Here is a 16,481-nt window from a genome sequence, read left to right on the forward strand (position 1 = left end):
CTCCCAATGCTGAAAACGATTCGTAAACACGGTATTACGCTGGCGCTGTTTGCTGCTGGTTCAACGGGATTAACCGCGGCAATCAATCAATTAACCAAGTCCACCATTGATGAACAGGCCGCGCTGCAGCAAAAAGCACTGTTCGATCAGGTGCTACCTGGCGATCGCTACAATAATAACTTGTCTGAGAGCTGTTATCTGGTCAATGCGCAGGCATTGGGCAAAGGTACTCACCGCGTGTATATTGCCCGCCAGGACGACCGTCCCGTTGCAGCAATTCTTGAAGCTACGGCGCCAGATGGGTATTCCGGGGCGATTCAACTGCTGGTCGGTGTCGATTTTACGGGTACCGTGTTGGGTACGCGGGTAACCGAGCATCATGAAACCCCGGGACTGGGCGATAAAATCGAACTGCGACTGTCCGACTGGATCACCCACTTTAGCGGCAAAACGATCGCTACGGGTAACGATGCCCACTGGGCTGTGAAAAAAGACGGCGGCGACTTTGACCAGTTTACTGGCGCAACCATTACGCCGCGGGCGGTAGTGAACGCAGTAAAACGCGCCGGTTTGTATGCGCAGACGCTACCCGCGCAGCTTCCTCAACTTAGCGCCTGTGGAGAATAAACCATGAGCGAAATTAAAGACGTTATTGTCCAGGGGTTATGGAAAAATAACTCCGCGCTTGTACAGCTACTCGGGATGTGTCCGCTGTTGGCCGTTACCTCTACCGCTACTAACGCGCTGGGGCTGGGGCTCGCGACGACGCTAGTTCTGACGCTGACCAACCTGACGATTTCGGCCCTTCGTCGCTGGACTCCGCCTGAAATCCGTATTCCAATTTATGTCATGATCATCGCCTCCGTGGTGAGTGCGGTGCAGATGCTGATCAATGCCTATGCCTTTGGCCTGTATCAGTCTCTGGGCATCTTTATCCCGCTGATTGTGACCAACTGTATTGTTGTTGGCCGCGCAGAAGCCTTCGCCGCTAAAAAAGGCCCTGCATTATCCGCACTCGATGGTTTTTCCATCGGTATGGGGGCGACCGGCGCCATGTTTGTTCTGGGCTCGCTGCGTGAAATAATTGGTAACGGTACACTGTTTGATGGCGCAGACGGTTTGTTGGGTAACTGGGCCAAAGTATTGCGCGTTGAGATCTTCCATACTGATACGCCGTTTCTGCTGGCCATGCTGCCACCAGGCGCGTTTATTGGTCTGGGCTTGATGCTGGCAGTTAAGTACCTGATTGATGAGAGAATGAAGAAACGTCGTGCCGAAGCGGCTGTCGCGGACAGTCCGGCTGGTGAAACAGGGAATGTCTCATGAACAAAGCAAAACGTCTGGAAATACTGACTCGCCTGCGGGATAACAACCCGCATCCGACAACCGAGCTTAATTTTACATCGCCGTTTGAACTGCTGATTTCGGTCTTGCTATCCGCTCAGGCCACCGATGTCAGCGTCAATAAAGCGACGGCTAAACTATACCCCGTCGCCAATACGCCTGCTGCGATGCTGGAGCTCGGAGTTGAAGGTGTTAAGTCCTACATCAAGACAATCGGTTTGTTTAACAGCAAAGCGGAAAACGTAATTAAAACCTGCCGCATTCTGCTGGAACAACATAATGGTGAAGTGCCTGAAGACCGTGCTGCGTTAGAAGCTCTCCCCGGCGTTGGGCGAAAGACAGCAAATGTGGTGTTAAATACCGCCTTTGGCTGGCCCACTATTGCCGTAGATACCCACATTTTCCGGGTATGTAACCGGACACAATTCGCCCCAGGTAAAAACGTCGAGCAGGTAGAAGAAAAGCTACTGAAAGTCGTACCCAGTGAATTTAAAGTCGATTGCCACCACTGGTTAATTCTTCATGGCCGCTACACCTGTATAGCCAGAAAGCCACGTTGTGGTTCCTGTATCATCGAAGATCTCTGCGAATTCAAAGAGAAAGTCGATATCTAATACTGCCGGGGCATCCTCTTTGCCCCATACATAACGTTTAGTTATGCACTCCCCAATGTTTCTTTTCCCGACAATGATGCCATTCAATTGCTCAAATCTAATGCAATATTCTTGTTAATTAACACCTGAGCAGGTTAATCGTTTTTTTAGCAAAAGAAATTTCTATCTATACGTGATCCAGATCATCCAGCTAACACAATGTTAATAAGTTTTTATTTTTTAGTTAAGGTGACAATTAGATGACCTAACTGCACAGTTTATAAACAAAACATTACACTGCCTATTTTTCAGATAATGGCCTATATCACTGGATTCAACCTTAAATAGCAGAACATATCGCCACATTGCGGTTTTAGCGGTGATTAAACAGTGTAAAAATCTGCCATTTTACAAATGAAGAAATTTAACGCTAGATAACATTTCGCAGCCCCGACGATTTCACCAGTCATGATATATGTAACAGATTATTACAAACCACTTGTCTGAATGGTCAAGATAGTGAACATTACTTGCCGTTTCCCCTCCCACTATAACAATCGGACGGATGAACTTGACTCATCACGTACCTGAACACCCCCGTTGATATGGGATGTAAAAAAAGAGGTAAAAGTGTCTACTGCAAACAATAAACCAACAGAAAGCGTAAGTTTAAACGCCTTCAAACAACCAAAAGCGTTCTATCTCATTTTCTCTATTGAGCTGTGGGAACGTTTTGGTTATTACGGCCTGCAAGGGATTATGGCCGTCTACCTGGTTAAACAGCTGGGTATGTCAGAAGCGGATTCCATCACCCTTTTCTCGTCCTTTAGCGCCCTGGTGTACGGTCTGGTTGCCATTGGCGGCTGGTTAGGTGATAAAGTTCTGGGAACAAAACGTGTCATTATGCTGGGTGCCGTTGTCCTGGCCATCGGTTATGCGTTGGTAGCATGGTCCGGTCACGATGCGGGTATCGTTTATATGGGCATGGCGGCTATCGCGGTCGGTAACGGCCTGTTTAAAGCAAACCCATCCTCCCTGCTCTCTACCTGCTATGCCAAAGATGACCCGCGTCTTGATGGTGCATTTACCATGTACTACATGTCCGTCAACATCGGTTCATTCTTCTCTATGCTGGCAACGCCATGGTTAGCTGCGCGTTACGGCTGGAGCACTGCGTTCGCGCTGAGCGTCGTGGGTATGCTGATTACCGTTGTTAACTTCGCATTCTGTCAGCGCTGGGTTAAACAATACGGTTCTAAACCTGACTTTGAACCAATCAACTTCCGTAACCTGCTGCTGACTATCGTTGGCGTTGTGGTTCTGATCGCGATTGCGACCTGGCTGCTGCACAACCAGCAGATCGCACGTATGGTTCTGGGTGTAATTGCTATCGGTATCGTGTTTATCTTCGGTAAAGAAGCCTTCACCATGAAAGGCGCTGCACGTCGTAAAATGATCGTCGCCTTCATTCTGATGCTGGAAGCGATTATCTTCTTCGTGCTGTACAGCCAGATGCCGACCTCACTGAACTTCTTTGCGATTCGTAACGTTGAGCACTCTATTCTTGGCATTGCTTTCGAACCTGAACAGTACCAGGCGCTGAACCCGTTCTGGATCATCATTGGTAGCCCAATCCTCGCCGCTATCTATAACAAGATGGGCGATACCCTGCCGATGCCGACCAAGTTTGCGATTGGTATGGTGCTGTGTTCCGGTGCATTCCTGATCCTGCCGCTGGGCGCGAAATTCGCTACCGATGCGGGCATCGTTTCCGTTAACTGGCTGATTATCTGCTATGGCCTGCAAAGTATCGGTGAGCTGATGATCTCCGGTCTGGGTCTGGCAATGGTGGCACAGCTGGTTCCGCAACGCCTGATGGGCTTCATCATGGGTAGCTGGTTCCTGACCACTGCCGGTGCAAACATCATCGGTGGCTACGTCGCTAACATGATGGCTGTACCAGAGAACGTGACTGACCCGCTGATGTCCCTTGAAGTCTACGGTCGTGTGTTCCTGCAGATTGGTGTTGCGACGGCTGTTATTGCTGTTCTGATGCTGCTGACGGCTCCGAAACTGAACCGTATGACTCAGGATGACGAAGCCGATGAGAAAGCCGCTAAGGCCGCGACAGCGTAATTCTCAGGGAAACTCATTTTCAGGCCGCTAACTGTTGTTAGCGGCTTTTTTTTTGCATGAGGTAGCACTACCATACGATATACCTCAGCCAAAAGGAGTTACCGATGAAACTGTTCTACAAACCGGGCGCTTGTTCTCTTGCTTCCCACATCACACTTCGTGAGAGCGGTAAAGATTTCACGCTGGATGGTGTTGATCTGATGAAGAAACGTCTGGAAAATGGCGATGATTTTTTCGCGGTAAACCCAAAAGGGCAAGTTCCCGCACTGCTGCTGGATGACGGTACGCTACTTACCGAAGGTGTCGCCATCATGCAATATCTGGCGGACAGCGTGCCAGACCGTCAGCTCCTTGCCCCTACCAGCAGCCTCTCCCGTTACAAAACCATCGAATGGCTTAACTACATTGCGACAGAACTGCATAAAGGCTTTACGCCACTGTTCCGTCCCGATACGCCGGAAGACTTCAAGCCAACCGTTCGCGCGCTGCTGGAGAAAAAAATGCAGTATGTGAACGACTCGCTAAAAGATAACCAATGGATCTGCGGCCCGCGCTTCAGCATCGCCGATGCCTACCTGTTTACCGTACTGCGTTGGGCCTATGCGGTTAAGCTGAATATGGCAGGATTAAGCCATATCGACGCGTATATGGCGCGTATGGCTGAACGCCCGGCGGTTGCCGCGGCGCTTAAAGCAGAAGGGTTAAATTAATTGTTGTTGCCGGGTGGTGCTTGCGTTTGCCCGGCCTACAGCTAAAAATATGCCCGATAAGCGTGAACGCCATCGGGCATTGATTACAGCTGCGTTGCGCTGAAGTAGTGCTCAGGCTTCGCGATGCGATCCTGCGCGGCCACCACCTGCAGCTCATACTCGTGCATCTCTTTAGTGGCGATCATCACTTCGTACACTGCCGCAGTCACATGCTCAAGCGCCTGCTGTAAAGACGCGCCCTGCAACAGTTTCACCAGCAACAAGCCACTGGTAACATCACCCACACCAACCGGTTGACGTGTGCCAAAATCGACCAGCGGGCGACTGATATGCCACGCCTGTTCAGCGGTGACCAGCAGCATCTCGAAACGGTCGGTGCTAATACCTGCGCGTGCCAGATGCTTCACCAGTACAATTTCAGGTCCCTGAGCGATCAGTTCACGCGCCGCCGCAACAGCCTCATCAACATTGTTCACCGCATGCTCGCACAGAATTTCGAGCTCAACCAAATTCGGGGCAATAATGTCACTAGCCGGAAGCGCATGACGTACATGAAATTCCGCCACACCCGGAGCTACGATACATCCCTTTTCAGGGTGTCCCATCACCGGATCGCAAAAGTATTTTGCCTGCGGGTTGGCCGCTTTTACTTTACGTACAATACCCAGAATATGCTCGCCCTGTTCAGCTGAGCCAAGATAGCCGCTCAGTACTGCGTCACAGGTCTGGAGTTTATCAATATCAGCAATGCCCTGGACAATTTCAGTCAGGTGGCTCGGCGGCATAACGCAACCGGTCCATTTGCCATACTGCGTGTGGTTTGAAAACTGGACGGTATTCAACGGCCAGACGTTTGCGCCAAGACGACGCATCGGAAATTCTGCTGCACTGTTGCCCGCATGGCCAAAAACAACGTGGGACTGGATGGCGAGGATATTCTTCATTTTACTTATCACAACCCTGAAAAAATAAAGGGGCGTAGTTTCCCACGCCCCTGCTAACTCAATCTTACTTCCAGCAAATCAGACAATAGTTCTTCTTGCCACGGCGCAGTAAGGTATAGCGCCCGAACAGGATATCACTCTCCTGGAAGAAATATTCCGGATCGGACTGCTTCTCACCATTGATGGTCACCGCGTTAGACGCAATGGTCTTACGGGCCTGACCGCGAGAAGGTTGCAGCTCGGAGTCTACCAGCGCCTGCATCAAATCGGCACCTTTGTCCATCTCGATCATCGGCACGCCATCCTGCGCCAGCTGTTCGAAATCTGCTTCACTCAAATCGCTGAGATTGCCATTGAACAAGCTTTCGGTAATGCGTTTTGCCGCGACCAGACCTTCTTCACCGTGAACCAGACGCGTAACCTGTTCGGCCAGAACATACTGGGCACGCGGCGCTTTACCGCTGTTTTTATCTTCTTCTTCCAGCGCATTGATCTCTTCAATATCCATGAAAGTGAAGAATTTCAGGAAGCGATAAACGTCCGCATCGGCGGTGTTGATCCAGAACTGGTAGAATTTGTACGGACTGGTTTTCTTCGGATCCAGCCACACTGCGCCGCCTTCCGTCTTACCGAATTTGGTGCCATCAGCTTTAGTAATCAGTGGTACGGTCAGACCAAACACCTGATTCTGGTGCAGACGACGGGTCAAATCGATACCCGAAGTAATGTTACCCCACTGGTCAGAACCACCAATCTGCAGTGCCACGCCGTGCAGCTTATTCAGGCAGGCAAAGTCATAACCCTGCAGCAGATTGTAAGAAAACTCAGTAAAGGAGATCCCCTGATCGTCACGGTTCAGACGCTGCTTAACCGCTTCTTTGTTGATCATCTGGTTAACGGAGAAGTGTTTGCCGATATCACGCAGGAAAGTCAGTACGTTCATACCGCCAAACCAGTCGTAGTTGTTCGCAGCAATCGCCGAGTTGTCGCCACAGTCGAAATCGAGGAACGGTGCAACCTGTTTGCGGATTTTATCCACCCACTCCTGCACAGTGTCTTCGGTATTCAGTTTACGCTCGGCGGCTTTAAAGCTCGGGTCACCAATCAGACCGGTTGCGCCACCTACCAGTGCGACAGGCTTATGGCCTGCCTGCTGGAAGCGTTTCAGGCATAACAATGGAACCAGATGCCCCAAATGCAAGCTGTCAGCGGTAGGATCGAAGCCGCAATAGAGCGCGATCGGGCCTTGCGCCAGTCGCTCTGCTAACGCTTCCTCGTCCGTCACCTGGGCCACCAGCCCCCGCTCTTGCAATTGTTTAATCAAGTTACTGCTTGCCATCAAAATCTCCATGTATAAAACGACTGCACCTTTGCCGGTACACGACTTTTCGCCTGATGCGAAAGAAACATAGAATAAAGCGCCGGATTGATCAGCACCAGCGCTTAAAACAAGAAATTTGCATCTTTAGGGGGCCAGGCGATCAATTTTCCACGCGTTATCTTCGCGTTGGTATAAAAAACGATCGTGTAAGCGGTTTTCACCACCTTGCCAGAACTCCATTTGCTCAATACTCACGCGAAAGCCGCCCCAGAAACTGGGCAGCGGAACTTCTCCTTGCTGAAACTTCTGCTTCAGTTCGAGAAATTTACTTTCGAGAATACCACGAGCTGAGATCCGGCTGGATTGCTTAGAGACCCAGGCGCCAATCTGGCTGTCGCGTGGGCGACTGTGGAAGTATTTCACTACTTCTAACGTGGAGAGACGCTCAGCCTTGCCGATCACCATCACCTGCCGTTCCAGCGTATGCCAGGGAAATAAAAGGCTGATGCGTGGATTTTTCTCGATCTGATGCGCCTTTCGGCTGCCAAGGTTGGTATAGAACACCAGCCCTTTGTCATCATAATGTTTGAGTAACACGATACGCTGATACGGCTGGCCATTTTCATCGACGGTCGCAACGACCATCGCGGTGGGATCGGCCAGTTTGGCGTCACAGGCTTGCCCCAGCCAGCGCTCAAACAGCGCAAGGGGTTCGGCGGGAAGATCGCGGCGGCGAAGACCGCCTTTCGTGTATTCACGGCGCAGATGCGCGATTTGCTGCAATTCGTCGTTATCAGACATGATGTTGGGCTACGGATTGTCAGTGGGTGACGCTATTGTGCGCCGCCCAGGTGAAAATCTCAACGCTTCGGGTTCTGTAACTGACAGTTATTTAGCACAATTCTGTCTCGTTTATAGACCGTTGCCTCGTCGCCTTTAGACCAGAAAACGTAGATCCCATCGGTATAGCGCGCACCTGATGCCGACACGCCCTGTTTGAGGTTCAATAGCTGATTATCATAAACAAAGCTTGCCGTCTGGCGGGTATTGTTCAGCTTGACGGTAAGCGGTTTTTCGTCGCAGCGGTATTCGAGCGTATCCGTTTGCATACGCTCAACAAATTGGTTGTATACGCTACACCCGCTAAGCAGTACCGGCAGACACACTAACAATAGTTTTTTCATAGCCATATCCTGAAGACTTTCCTGGTCCCGGAGGGTAATGGAACCCTCCCTAATATCCCTAGTTTACCGGCATACGGTGCTGAATAATTTCAGTTAACTCTGAGTTCGTGGGTTAGCAGGATAAATCGCCCCTAAAACGCTCGGCTCTGATGCGCCAGTCACAGAAGGCAGATTTCCAGGTAATCCGGCCAGTGTCCGCCACGCCAGCCAGGCAAAGGCTAACGCTTCCATATCATCGCCGCTGATCCCGGCTTCATCAGTTGAGGTGACCTCTGTTCCCGGCAATAGTGCCGCCAGACGCATCATCAGCAGCGGATTACGGCTTCCTCCACCGCAGACCATGAGCCGTTCACAACCGCCGCTTAGCAAGACCTGCTCTGAAATGGTCACCGCGGTCAGTTCGGCAAGCGTCGCCTGCACATCCCGCGGACTAATCCCCGGGAACTGCACCAGATGACGTTCTATCCAGCCATAATTGAAATACTCACGACCAGTACTTTTCGGCGCAGGCGCGGAGAAATAAGGGTCGTTAAGCATATTTTGCAGTAACGGCAGGATAACCATTCCCGAAATGGCCCACTGTGCATCTTTGTCGTAAGGTTGACCGCATTGCCGCCAGATCCAGGCATCCATCAGCATATTGCCCGGCCCGGTGTCGTATCCGCGAACGGGTTGTTGCGGAATAAGCAGAGACAGATTGGCAATCCCGCCGATGTTTAACACCATCCGCCGTTCCGTTGGATGTGCCAGCAGTGCCTGATGAAACGCGGGAACGAGCGGTGCACCCTGCCCGCCAAGGGCGATATCACGTCGACGAAAATCGCCGACTACGGTTATCCCTGTACGCGCAACAATCTGGTTGTTATCGCCAATTTGCAGCGTGTGTGGCGCAGCACCGTTCGGTTCATGCCACACGGTTTGCCCGTGGCAACCAATCGCAACGATATCCTGCGGTTTCAATTTTTCTTGCGCCAATAACGCATTCACTGCCTCAGCAAATAAATAACCGAGCTGTGCGTCCAACTGACCAAACTGAGAAAGTGTAAGCTGCTGCCCCTGGCAGATATCCAGAATCGCTTGTTTAACATGAATGGGGATGGGCCAGGTCAGACTCGCCTGCTGCGCAACCATCGTTTCATCTATTGTCGCCAGCACAACATCGACGCCATCAAGGCTGGTTCCAGACATTACACCGATAAAACGGCCCGATTTCATAGGTCATCCTTTTAAGCAAATTAGCCTTGACACTCAACCATAAAGTGTCGACTAATGCCATGCTTGCTTAATGATTTTTGGTGGCTAATCATTACAATGATCGTTTAATTACATCAATTACATGAATGATTCGTTTATACTCGGTTGATCCGATTTCGGTTAAGATTTTCATATTGTTCCAGTAGAACATGTGATCTTAGGCTCACAAATGCCATATAATTTAACCATGAAGGGTGCTTTATTAGCGTTTCGTGGTGACAAAGGAGATTTGTAAATGATTAAACGTGTGCTGATTGTTTCATTAATGGGCGTATCTTTAGCGGGTTGCGTTAACAATGATAGCCTTTCAGGTGACGTGTATACCGCATCCGAAGCGAAACAAGTTCAGAACGTTACCTACGGTACGATTGTTCATGTTCGTCCGGTGCAAATCCAGGGTGGCGATGACGCAAACGTGATTGGTGCTATTGGTGGTGCGGTACTCGGCGGGTTCCTCGGTAACACCGTCGGCGGCGGTACGGGTCGTTCATTAGCGACGGCTGCAGGCGCAGTTGCCGGTGGCGTAGCGGGTCAAGGCGTACAAGGTGCGATGAATAAAACCCAGGGTGTGGAACTGGAAATCCGTAAGGATGATGGTAATACCATCATGGTGGTTCAGAAACAGGGTGCGACCAAGTTTTCAGCCGGCCAGCGCGTTGTTATGGCTAACAACGGCAGCCAGGTTACCGTGTCTCCACGCTAATCTAATTCACGTGTGGTCAGACCCTGGCCACACGTCATTTTTTTGCTTCAGCCCTGTGACTGCAGCTCAATAATATTGTGTTCCAGCCTGGCGACCAGTTTAATCAGCAGATCAATTTCCTCAGCTGAAATCCCTTCCAAAATTTCTCCACGCGTCTTGTTGATAACCGCTTCCATATCAGCGATCAGCGGCTCTGCTTTTTCTGTCAGTTTAATTCTCTTTGCCCGGCGATCGCTGGCGCAAGTCTGTCGTGAAATGAGTCCCTTTTCCTCTAACTGGTCAAGCGTACGTACCAACGAAGGCTGCTCGATGCCAATCGCTTTAGCCAACTGAATCTGCGATTGATCCGGCGGCAACTGATGAATGTTGTGCAGCGTAACCCAATGCGTCTGCGTCAACTCCAGAGGTTTCAGGCGATGGTCAATCAGAGCACGCCAAATGCGCACCAACCGTGCCAGATCAGAACCTAATGGCGATTCCAATTTCATCTCCTTATAATTAGCTTGCTAAGTTATTGTGCTGATTTTAGAATAGTGTGCAGCATTTGTATTCCCAAAACAAATGTATTGCCAAATTTGCTTACCGGCTGACATTTTTTCAGACATTATGCGTTACGGAGACTCATTGTCTCTTTTTTGCTAAACCTATAGCAATGCTCTCTTCCGCCAAGGATTTTGCCCGTGAAGTTTATGTTTAATGCAACAGGATTGCCCCTACAAGATTTAATGATCGGCGCATCTGTCTACTTCCCTCCTGTTTTCAAGGCGATTGTAGCAGGATTTATTCTCTGGCTGGTTGTTCATCGCCTACTGCGCGACTGGATTTACTCTGGCGAAATCTGGCATCCCTTGTTAATGGATCTGTCACTCTTTACGCTTTGCGTATGTCTGGCCTTTGTTATGCTGATAGCGTGGTGATTATGTCGCTTAAAACCGTTAAATACTTCTCCACTATTATAGTCGCTGCAATCGCAGTTTTCGCCGGATGGTGGATGTGGAATTACTATATGCAATCGCCCTGGACACGTGATGGCAAAGTGCGAGCAGAGCAGGTCAGCATTACGCCACAGGTGTCAGGTAGCATTAGCGAACTCTATATAAAAGATAACCAGTTTGTGAATAAAGGCGATGTCCTTTTTATTATCGACAAGACGCCATTTCACATTGCTGAACTGAATGCGCAAGCGCAACTCGCAAAAGCGCAGTCTGACCTGGCGAAAGCCAATAACGAAGCCAACCGTCGCCGTCATTTATCGCAAAATTACATCTCAGCCGAGGATCTGGATACCGCAAATCTCAACGTGAAAGCCATGCAGGCGAGTGTTGAAGCAGCAGAGGCCAGTCTGCGCCAAGCACAGTGGCAATTGACGCAAACGGTGGTCAAAGCCCCCGTAGCGGGCTGGGTCACCAATCTTTCAACCCGTACCGGAGACTACGCTTCAACCGGGAAGCCTCTGTTTGCTCTCGTCGACAGTCACTCTTTTTATGTGATGGGGTATTTTGAAGAAACTAAGTTGCGCCACATTCGCGAAGGTGCACCAGCCCTCATCACGCTCTACAGCGGTGATATAAAGTTACAGGGTCACGTTTCCAGTATTGGTCGTGCTATCTACGATCAAAGTGTGGAAAGTGATTCCGGCCTGATTCCAGATATCAAGCCCAACGTGCCGTGGGTGCGTCTGGCGCAGCGTATCCCGGTACGCATCGAATTCGACGCCCTGCCGCGGGATGTCACGCTGGTATCAGGTACAACCTGCAGCGTATCCATTGGCCAGCGTAAATGAAACTACCTCACCTGACACCTGGCAATTTGCCGTGGTTTAAAGCCACGGCGGCACAGTGGCGTTATGCGCTGCGTAACACCATTGCGATGTGTCTGGCGTTAACTTTTGCTTATTATCTGAATCTGGACGAACCCTATTGGGCGATGACCTCAGCGGCGGTAGTCAGTTTTCCCACCGTTGGCGGGGTTATCAGCAAAAGTCTGGGTCGCGTGGCGGGTAGCTTACTGGGTGCCACCGCCGCATTGATTATTGCCGGTCATACCCTTAATGAGCCGTGGTTGTTCTTGCTGAGCATGTCGGTGTGGATCGGTTTTTGTACCTGGGCCTGTGCGCATTTCACCAATAACGTTGCCTACGCCTTTCAACTGGCAGGTTATACAGCGGCGATCATTGCGTTTCCCATGGTCAATACCGTGGAAATTACGCAGTTATGGGATATCGCGCAAGCACGCGTGTGTGAAGTCATCGTCGGTATCTTGTGTGGCGGTGTGATGATGATGATCCTGCCCAGCACCTCCGATGGCATCACGTTACTGACTGCATTGAAAAACATGCATTCACGTTTACTGGAACATGCCAGCCTACTCTGGCAACCAGAAACCACGGACGCCATTCGCACAGCCCATGAAGGTGTTATCGGTCAGATTCTTACCATGAACCTGCTGCGTATTCAGGCGTTCTGGAGCCACTACCGTTTTCGCCGACAAAATGCTTTGCTCAATTCGCTGTTGCATCAACAGTTAAGGATGACCAGCGTGATTTCCAGTCTGCGCAGGATGCTGTTGAACTGGCCTAATCCCCCGTCCAATACCCGGGAAATTATCGAACAGTTGCTCAGCGAACTGATAAAATCCAATGCTAATAGCTACACCGTTGCACGTATTATTGCCCCACTGCGACCCGTCGATGCACGCGACTATCGACACGTCGCCTTCTGGCAACGACTGCGTTATTTTTGTCGGCTCTACCTGCGCAGCAGTCATTATCTGCATTTACTGGAAAATGGCGTTACCGCCGAGCGTATTAGTATCGTCCGCACGCCGGGGCTTGCCCGTCATACCGATAATGCGGAAGCTATCTGGAGCGGGTTACGTACGTTCTGCACTTTGATGCTTATCGGCGCATGGAGCATTGGCGCACAATGGGAATCAGGCTCTGGCGCACTCACGCTCGCCGCCATCAGCAGCGTACTGTATTCCGCCGTTGCCACGCCGTTCAAGTCGCTTTCTTTGCTGATGCGCACACTGGTTCTGCTGTCGCTGTTCAGCTTTGTGGTTAAGTTTGGCCTGATGGTGCAAATTTCCGACCTCTGGCAATTCATTCTTTTTCTCTTCCCGCTACTCGCCACCATGCAACTGTTAAAGCTGCAAATGCCAGCCCTGGCAGGTCTTTGGGGGCAACTGATTGTATTTATGGGTTCGTTTATCGCGGTGACCAATCCGCCGGTATATGATTTTGCTGATTTCCTGAATGACAATATGGCGAAAATCACTGGCGTGGCGCTGTCATGGCTGGCCTTCGCCATTCTGCGGCCCGGATCGGATGCACGGAAAAGTCGCCGTCATATTCGCGCCCTGCGCCGGGATTTTGTCGATCAGCTCAGCCGACACCCGTCACTCAGTGAAAACGAATTTGAATCGCTGACCTATCATCACGTCAGCCAGCTCAGCAGCAGTCAGGACGCGCTGGCGCGACGCTGGTTATTACGCTGGGGGGTCGTATTGCTGAACTGCTCGCACGTGGTGTGGCAACTGCGCACCTGGGAGGCGCGTTCGGATCCGCTGGCTCGCGTCAGGGACGTGTGTATCTCTCTGCTGCGCGATGTAATGAGCGAACGTGGCGTCCAGCAACGACCACTGAATGCCACGCTGAGTGAGCTACAACGCATCAGCGATACGCTTGCCCACCATCATCAACCTGCTGCACAGGAGTTATCGGCATTGGTCTGGCGGCTACACTGCTCGCTTTCACAACTCGAACAGGCGCCACCGCCGGGCACTCTCAGTAGTTGATTATTTGATAACACCACAGGCGTAGCGCGCTCCGCCACCGCCAAGCGGTTTCGGTTGATCGGACATATTATCGCCGCCCACATGGATCATCAGCGCTTTGCCTTTAACCTCATCGAGGGTTTTGAGGCGCGGCGCAATGACCGGTGTTGTGGCGTTTCCGTCGTTATTCACCACTAGCAGCGGCAGGTCACCCATATGACCTGCGCCTTCCGGGCCTTCGTGTTTGCCGGTTTGGTGCGGATCATAATGGCCTCCAGCCGATTCCGCGGCTGAGGCTTTCCCTTCTTTAATCGCCGGTTGGCAGCTGCCGTTCATATGCACATGGAAGCCATGTTCTCCCGGCGGCAACGCTTTCAGATCGGGCGAAAACTCCAGCCCCTTTGCGGTTTCAGCAATAGTGACCGTACCAATCGCCTGGCCAACGCCTTGCGACGTGACCAGATTCATCGTCACTTTTTCTTCAATGGCAGCCTGCGCACCTGCACAGGCGAGTAGAGTGATGATGGCCAAACTCAAACGCTTCATAAGACCTCCGTCCAAAAGGTGTCTGATTGTTAAGTGTAAACCAGTGACGCAATTTTGAACGGAGATGCACCAAAAACACGATTAAGGTACGTCGTAACCCAGTGCAGCTTTACGAATGCGGAACCATTGCTGGCGAGACATGTTCAGCGTCTCAGACTCAATGGCGGCGCGTACGCGCTCTATTTTTCCTGAGCCAATAATCGGCAGCGGCTGAGACGGCAAACGTAAAATCCAGGCGTACACCACCTGCTCAATAGACTGCGCGTTTAACTCTTCTGCAATCGCGGCAAGTTCATTTCGTAATGGCTGGAACGCATCGTCATTAAACAAGCGACCGCCGCCGAGGCAGGACCAGGCCATTGGACGAATACGCAACTGTTGCAGTTGATCTAAAGTGCCATCCAGCAGGAGCGGCTGATGTACCGGAGAGATTTCAACCTGGTTGGTCGCCAGCGTAAACGGCAGACGCGATTGCAACAATGAGAACTGTGCCGGGGTGAAATTAGAGACACCAAAGTGACGCACTTTGCCACTGTGGTGCAATTTTTTGAAAGCGTCGGCGACGTCGTCAGCATCCATAAGCGGATCGGGACGGTGGATGAGCAACAGATCAATATGATCGGTCGCCAGCAGCTTCAGCGATTCTTCCGCACTGGCAATAATATGCGCGCTGTCGGTGATGTAATGGCCCAGCGCATTTTCCGCGCGCGCCGTCGTCGCGATCCCGCATTTGGTCACAATCTGCATTTTTTCACGCAAATGCGGAGCCAGTTTCATTGCCTCACCAAACGCCGCTTCACACTGGTATCCACCGTAGATATCGGCGTGATCGACGGTGGTCACGCCCAGATCCAGATGCTCTTCAATAAAGCTGACTAGCTGGCGCGCGGACATATTCCAGTCCATCAGGCGCCAGTACCCCATCACAAAGCGAGAAAATTCCGGGCCTTGCGGCGCAATAGTAATACGCTGAACCATAGCAGCTTCCTTTTAAGTGAATGTGCCTCGAGTATACGCAATTACGCTTTTAAAAGAGTGAAGGTTGTTGCGGTTCTTCCGAAGGGTTGGCTTTGTTCGCTCGTAATTTACGCATCAGGCGCTGACGACAAAGCCGTAGCACTTCCTGCTTTTGAGCATCGCTCATCTTTTGCCAGTTAAAACGTTCATCCCGACTGCGAAAACAGCCACGGCAAAATCCGCGTTCGTCAGACTGACATATTCCACGGCATGGGCTCTGGACGGGGAAAAACTCCAGCTGTTCGGCCACATCCCCTCCTTTAGTAAGATTGATATACTTATTGAAGACGTTAACTGAATTTCTCGCAAGCGCTATTGCATTAGACCGACTGGTCTATTACACTCCTGTTCATGAACAAAATCACTGAACACGATACACGCGAACATCTAATGGCGACTGGCGAACTGCTGTGTATGCAGCGCGGCTTCACCGGCATGGGTTTAAGCGAACTACTGAAAACCGCTGAAGTGCCCAAAGGTTCGTTTTATCATTATTTTCGCTCTAAAGAAGCGTTCGGTGTCGCGATGCTGGAACGCCACTATGCGGCCTATCATCAGCGACTGGCTACGCACTTTGATACGGGTGCGGGAAACTACCGCGACCGCATTCTGGCCTACTATCAGGAAACCCTGAACCAGTTTAGCCAGCACGGCATTATTAGCGGCTGTTTAACTGTAAAACTGTCTGCCGAAGTGTGCGATCTGTCAGAAGATATGCGCACAGCGATGGATAAAGGCGCGCGGCACATTATTGTGCTGTTAGCGCAGGCACTGGAGAAAGGTCAGGCCAGCCATTGTCTGTCCTTTGTTGGCGAGCCGTTACAGCAGGCGCAAGTACTGTATGCGCTGTGGCTTGGCGCCAACCTACAGGCCAAGATTTCTCGTAGCGCTACTCCGCTGGAAAATGCGCTGGCGCACGTTAAAAACATCATCACAACGCCTGCCGTTTAACAGG

General features: G+C 51.1%; 18 protein-coding genes and 1 pseudogene. 10 read left to right on the forward strand and 9 right to left on the reverse strand.

Annotated elements, in window-relative coordinates; genetic code table 11:
* The first annotated feature begins 6 nt into the window (after positions 1-6).
* From rsxG to gstA, 5 genes are all read left to right on the forward strand, one after another.
* Entirely contained in the window at positions 7-627 is a 621-nt protein-coding gene (gene rsxG, locus GFB57_RS16795) for an electron transport complex subunit RsxG (RefSeq protein ID WP_003029155.1), read from the forward strand.
* A gap of 3 nt (positions 628-630) precedes the next feature.
* On the forward strand, positions 631-1,326 hold the full coding sequence (locus GFB57_RS16800; RefSeq protein WP_003029158.1) for an electron transport complex subunit E: 696 nt from the start codon (positions 631-633) through the stop codon (positions 1,324-1,326).
* Entirely contained in the window at positions 1,323-1,958 is a 636-nt protein-coding gene (nth, locus tag GFB57_RS16805) for an endonuclease III (RefSeq protein WP_003029161.1), read from the forward strand. Before GFB57_RS16800 ends, nth begins: the two co-directional genes overlap by 4 nt.
* 609 nt (positions 1,959-2,567) lie before the next feature.
* Positions 2,568-4,073, forward strand: coding sequence for a dipeptide/tripeptide permease DtpA (gene dtpA / locus GFB57_RS16810; protein WP_003029162.1), 1,506 nt, complete (start codon positions 2,568-2,570; stop codon positions 4,071-4,073).
* A gap of 104 nt (positions 4,074-4,177) precedes the next feature.
* Positions 4,178-4,783, forward strand: a complete 606-nt coding sequence (gene gstA / locus GFB57_RS16815) for a glutathione transferase GstA (protein WP_003029164.1) — start codon at positions 4,178-4,180, stop codon at positions 4,781-4,783.
* A gap of 83 nt (positions 4,784-4,866) precedes the next feature.
* Here the strand turns inward: gstA and pdxY are convergent, their stop codons facing one another.
* From pdxY to anmK, 5 genes are all read right to left on the reverse strand, one after another.
* Positions 4,867-5,727, reverse strand: coding sequence for a pyridoxal kinase PdxY (gene pdxY, locus GFB57_RS16820; RefSeq protein ID WP_003029165.1), 861 nt, complete (start codon positions 5,725-5,727; stop codon positions 4,867-4,869).
* A 64-nt stretch (positions 5,728-5,791) separates the two neighbouring features.
* Complete coding sequence (tyrS, locus tag GFB57_RS16825; protein ID WP_003029168.1) at positions 5,792-7,066, reverse strand: tyrosine--tRNA ligase; 1,275 nt, start codon at positions 7,064-7,066, stop codon at positions 5,792-5,794.
* Positions 7,067-7,192: 126 nt separating this feature from the next.
* Positions 7,193-7,849 (reverse strand): pyridoxamine 5'-phosphate oxidase, encoded by a 657-nt coding sequence (pdxH, locus tag GFB57_RS16830; protein WP_003029169.1) that lies wholly within the window; start codon positions 7,847-7,849, stop codon positions 7,193-7,195.
* Positions 7,850-7,908: 59 nt separating this feature from the next.
* The gene (gene mliC / locus GFB57_RS16835) at positions 7,909-8,238 is read right to left on the reverse strand and encodes a C-type lysozyme inhibitor (protein ID WP_003029170.1); all 330 of its coding nucleotides are present in this window, start codon (positions 8,236-8,238) and stop codon (positions 7,909-7,911) included.
* Between the two features lie 87 nt (positions 8,239-8,325).
* Positions 8,326-9,447: an anhydro-N-acetylmuramic acid kinase gene (gene anmK, locus GFB57_RS16840; RefSeq protein WP_003029171.1), complete on the reverse strand. Its 1,122-nt coding sequence runs from the start codon at positions 9,445-9,447 to the stop codon at positions 8,326-8,328.
* Positions 9,448-9,721: 274 nt separating this feature from the next.
* Between anmK and slyB the strand changes: the two genes are divergently transcribed.
* Entirely contained in the window at positions 9,722-10,189 is a 468-nt protein-coding gene (gene slyB, locus GFB57_RS16845; protein WP_003029175.1) for an outer membrane lipoprotein SlyB, read from the forward strand.
* 47 nt (positions 10,190-10,236) lie between these two features.
* Here slyB and slyA read toward each other — a convergent pair whose 3' ends face one another.
* Positions 10,237-10,677, reverse strand: a complete 441-nt coding sequence (gene slyA / locus GFB57_RS16850) for a transcriptional regulator SlyA (RefSeq protein WP_019076732.1) — start codon at positions 10,675-10,677, stop codon at positions 10,237-10,239.
* A 192-nt stretch (positions 10,678-10,869) separates the two neighbouring features.
* Between slyA and GFB57_RS16855 the strand changes: the two genes are divergently transcribed.
* From GFB57_RS16855 to GFB57_RS16865, 3 genes and pseudogenes are all read left to right on the forward strand, one after another.
* Complete coding sequence (locus GFB57_RS16855) at positions 10,870-11,106, forward strand: DUF1656 domain-containing protein (RefSeq protein ID WP_003029180.1); 237 nt, start codon at positions 10,870-10,872, stop codon at positions 11,104-11,106.
* A 2-nt stretch (positions 11,107-11,108) separates the two neighbouring features.
* A complete protein-coding gene (locus tag GFB57_RS16860; protein ID WP_003029182.1) occupies positions 11,109-11,972 on the forward strand; it encodes an HlyD family secretion protein in 864 nt (287 codons plus the stop codon).
* Positions 11,969-14,009: pseudogene (locus tag GFB57_RS16865) on the forward strand (FUSC family protein). The gene GFB57_RS16860 and the pseudogene GFB57_RS16865 overlap by 4 nt, the downstream one beginning before the upstream one ends.
* Here the strand turns inward: GFB57_RS16865 and sodC are convergent.
* From sodC to GFB57_RS16880, 3 genes are all read right to left on the reverse strand, one after another.
* Positions 13,985-14,509: a superoxide dismutase [Cu-Zn] SodC gene (gene sodC / locus GFB57_RS16870; RefSeq protein ID WP_003029187.1), complete on the reverse strand. Its 525-nt coding sequence runs from the start codon at positions 14,507-14,509 to the stop codon at positions 13,985-13,987. The pseudogene GFB57_RS16865 and the gene sodC overlap by 25 nt on opposite strands.
* Positions 14,510-14,590: 81 nt before the next feature.
* Positions 14,591-15,487 (reverse strand): aldo/keto reductase family oxidoreductase, encoded by an 897-nt coding sequence (locus GFB57_RS16875; RefSeq protein ID WP_003029189.1) that lies wholly within the window; start codon positions 15,485-15,487, stop codon positions 14,591-14,593.
* 49 nt (positions 15,488-15,536) lie between these two features.
* Positions 15,537-15,776, reverse strand: a complete 240-nt coding sequence (locus tag GFB57_RS16880; protein ID WP_003029191.1) for a DUF1289 domain-containing protein — start codon at positions 15,774-15,776, stop codon at positions 15,537-15,539.
* A 101-nt stretch (positions 15,777-15,877) separates the two neighbouring features.
* Between GFB57_RS16880 and GFB57_RS16885 the strand changes: the two genes are divergently transcribed.
* Positions 15,878-16,477, forward strand: a complete 600-nt coding sequence (locus GFB57_RS16885; RefSeq protein WP_003029194.1) for a TetR/AcrR family transcriptional regulator — start codon at positions 15,878-15,880, stop codon at positions 16,475-16,477.
* The last annotated feature ends 4 nt before the right edge of the window (positions 16,478-16,481 follow it).

It is taken from the genome of Citrobacter sp. S39 (assembly GCF_009495675.1).
In the GTDB taxonomy this organism is placed as follows: Bacteria; Pseudomonadota; Gammaproteobacteria; order Enterobacterales; family Enterobacteriaceae; genus Citrobacter; species Citrobacter freundii.

Excerpts from the sequence above, each read along its gene's own strand:
- rsxG (WP_003029155.1), top strand. The coding sequence starts at position 7 with ATGCTGAAAACGATTCGTAAACACGGTATTACGCTGGCGCTGTTTGCT.
- GFB57_RS16800 (WP_003029158.1), top strand. The coding sequence starts at position 631 with ATGAGCGAAATTAAAGACGTTATTGTCCAGGGGTTATGGAAAAATAAC.
- nth (WP_003029161.1), top strand. The coding sequence starts at position 1,323 with ATGAACAAAGCAAAACGTCTGGAAATACTGACTCGCCTGCGGGATAAC.
- gstA (WP_003029164.1), top strand. The coding sequence starts at position 4,178 with ATGAAACTGTTCTACAAACCGGGCGCTTGTTCTCTTGCTTCCCACATC.
- pdxY (WP_003029165.1), bottom strand. The coding sequence starts at position 5,727 with ATGAAGAATATCCTCGCCATCCAGTCCCACGTTGTTTTTGGCCATGCG.
- tyrS (WP_003029168.1), bottom strand. The coding sequence starts at position 7,066 with ATGGCAAGCAGTAACTTGATTAAACAATTGCAAGAGCGGGGGCTGGTG.
- pdxH (WP_003029169.1), bottom strand. The coding sequence starts at position 7,849 with ATGTCTGATAACGACGAATTGCAGCAAATCGCGCATCTGCGCCGTGAA.
- mliC (WP_003029170.1), bottom strand. The coding sequence starts at position 8,238 with ATGGCTATGAAAAAACTATTGTTAGTGTGTCTGCCGGTACTGCTTAGC.
- anmK (WP_003029171.1), bottom strand. The coding sequence starts at position 9,447 with ATGAAATCGGGCCGTTTTATCGGTGTAATGTCTGGAACCAGCCTTGAT.
- slyB (WP_003029175.1), top strand. The coding sequence starts at position 9,722 with ATGATTAAACGTGTGCTGATTGTTTCATTAATGGGCGTATCTTTAGCG.
- slyA (WP_019076732.1), bottom strand. The coding sequence starts at position 10,677 with ATGAAATTGGAATCGCCATTAGGTTCTGATCTGGCACGGTTGGTGCGC.
- GFB57_RS16860 (WP_003029182.1), top strand. The coding sequence starts at position 11,109 with ATGTCGCTTAAAACCGTTAAATACTTCTCCACTATTATAGTCGCTGCA.
- sodC (WP_003029187.1), bottom strand. The coding sequence starts at position 14,509 with ATGAAGCGTTTGAGTTTGGCCATCATCACTCTACTCGCCTGTGCAGGT.
- GFB57_RS16875 (WP_003029189.1), bottom strand. The coding sequence starts at position 15,487 with ATGGTTCAGCGTATTACTATTGCGCCGCAAGGCCCGGAATTTTCTCGC.
- GFB57_RS16885 (WP_003029194.1), top strand. The coding sequence starts at position 15,878 with ATGAACAAAATCACTGAACACGATACACGCGAACATCTAATGGCGACT.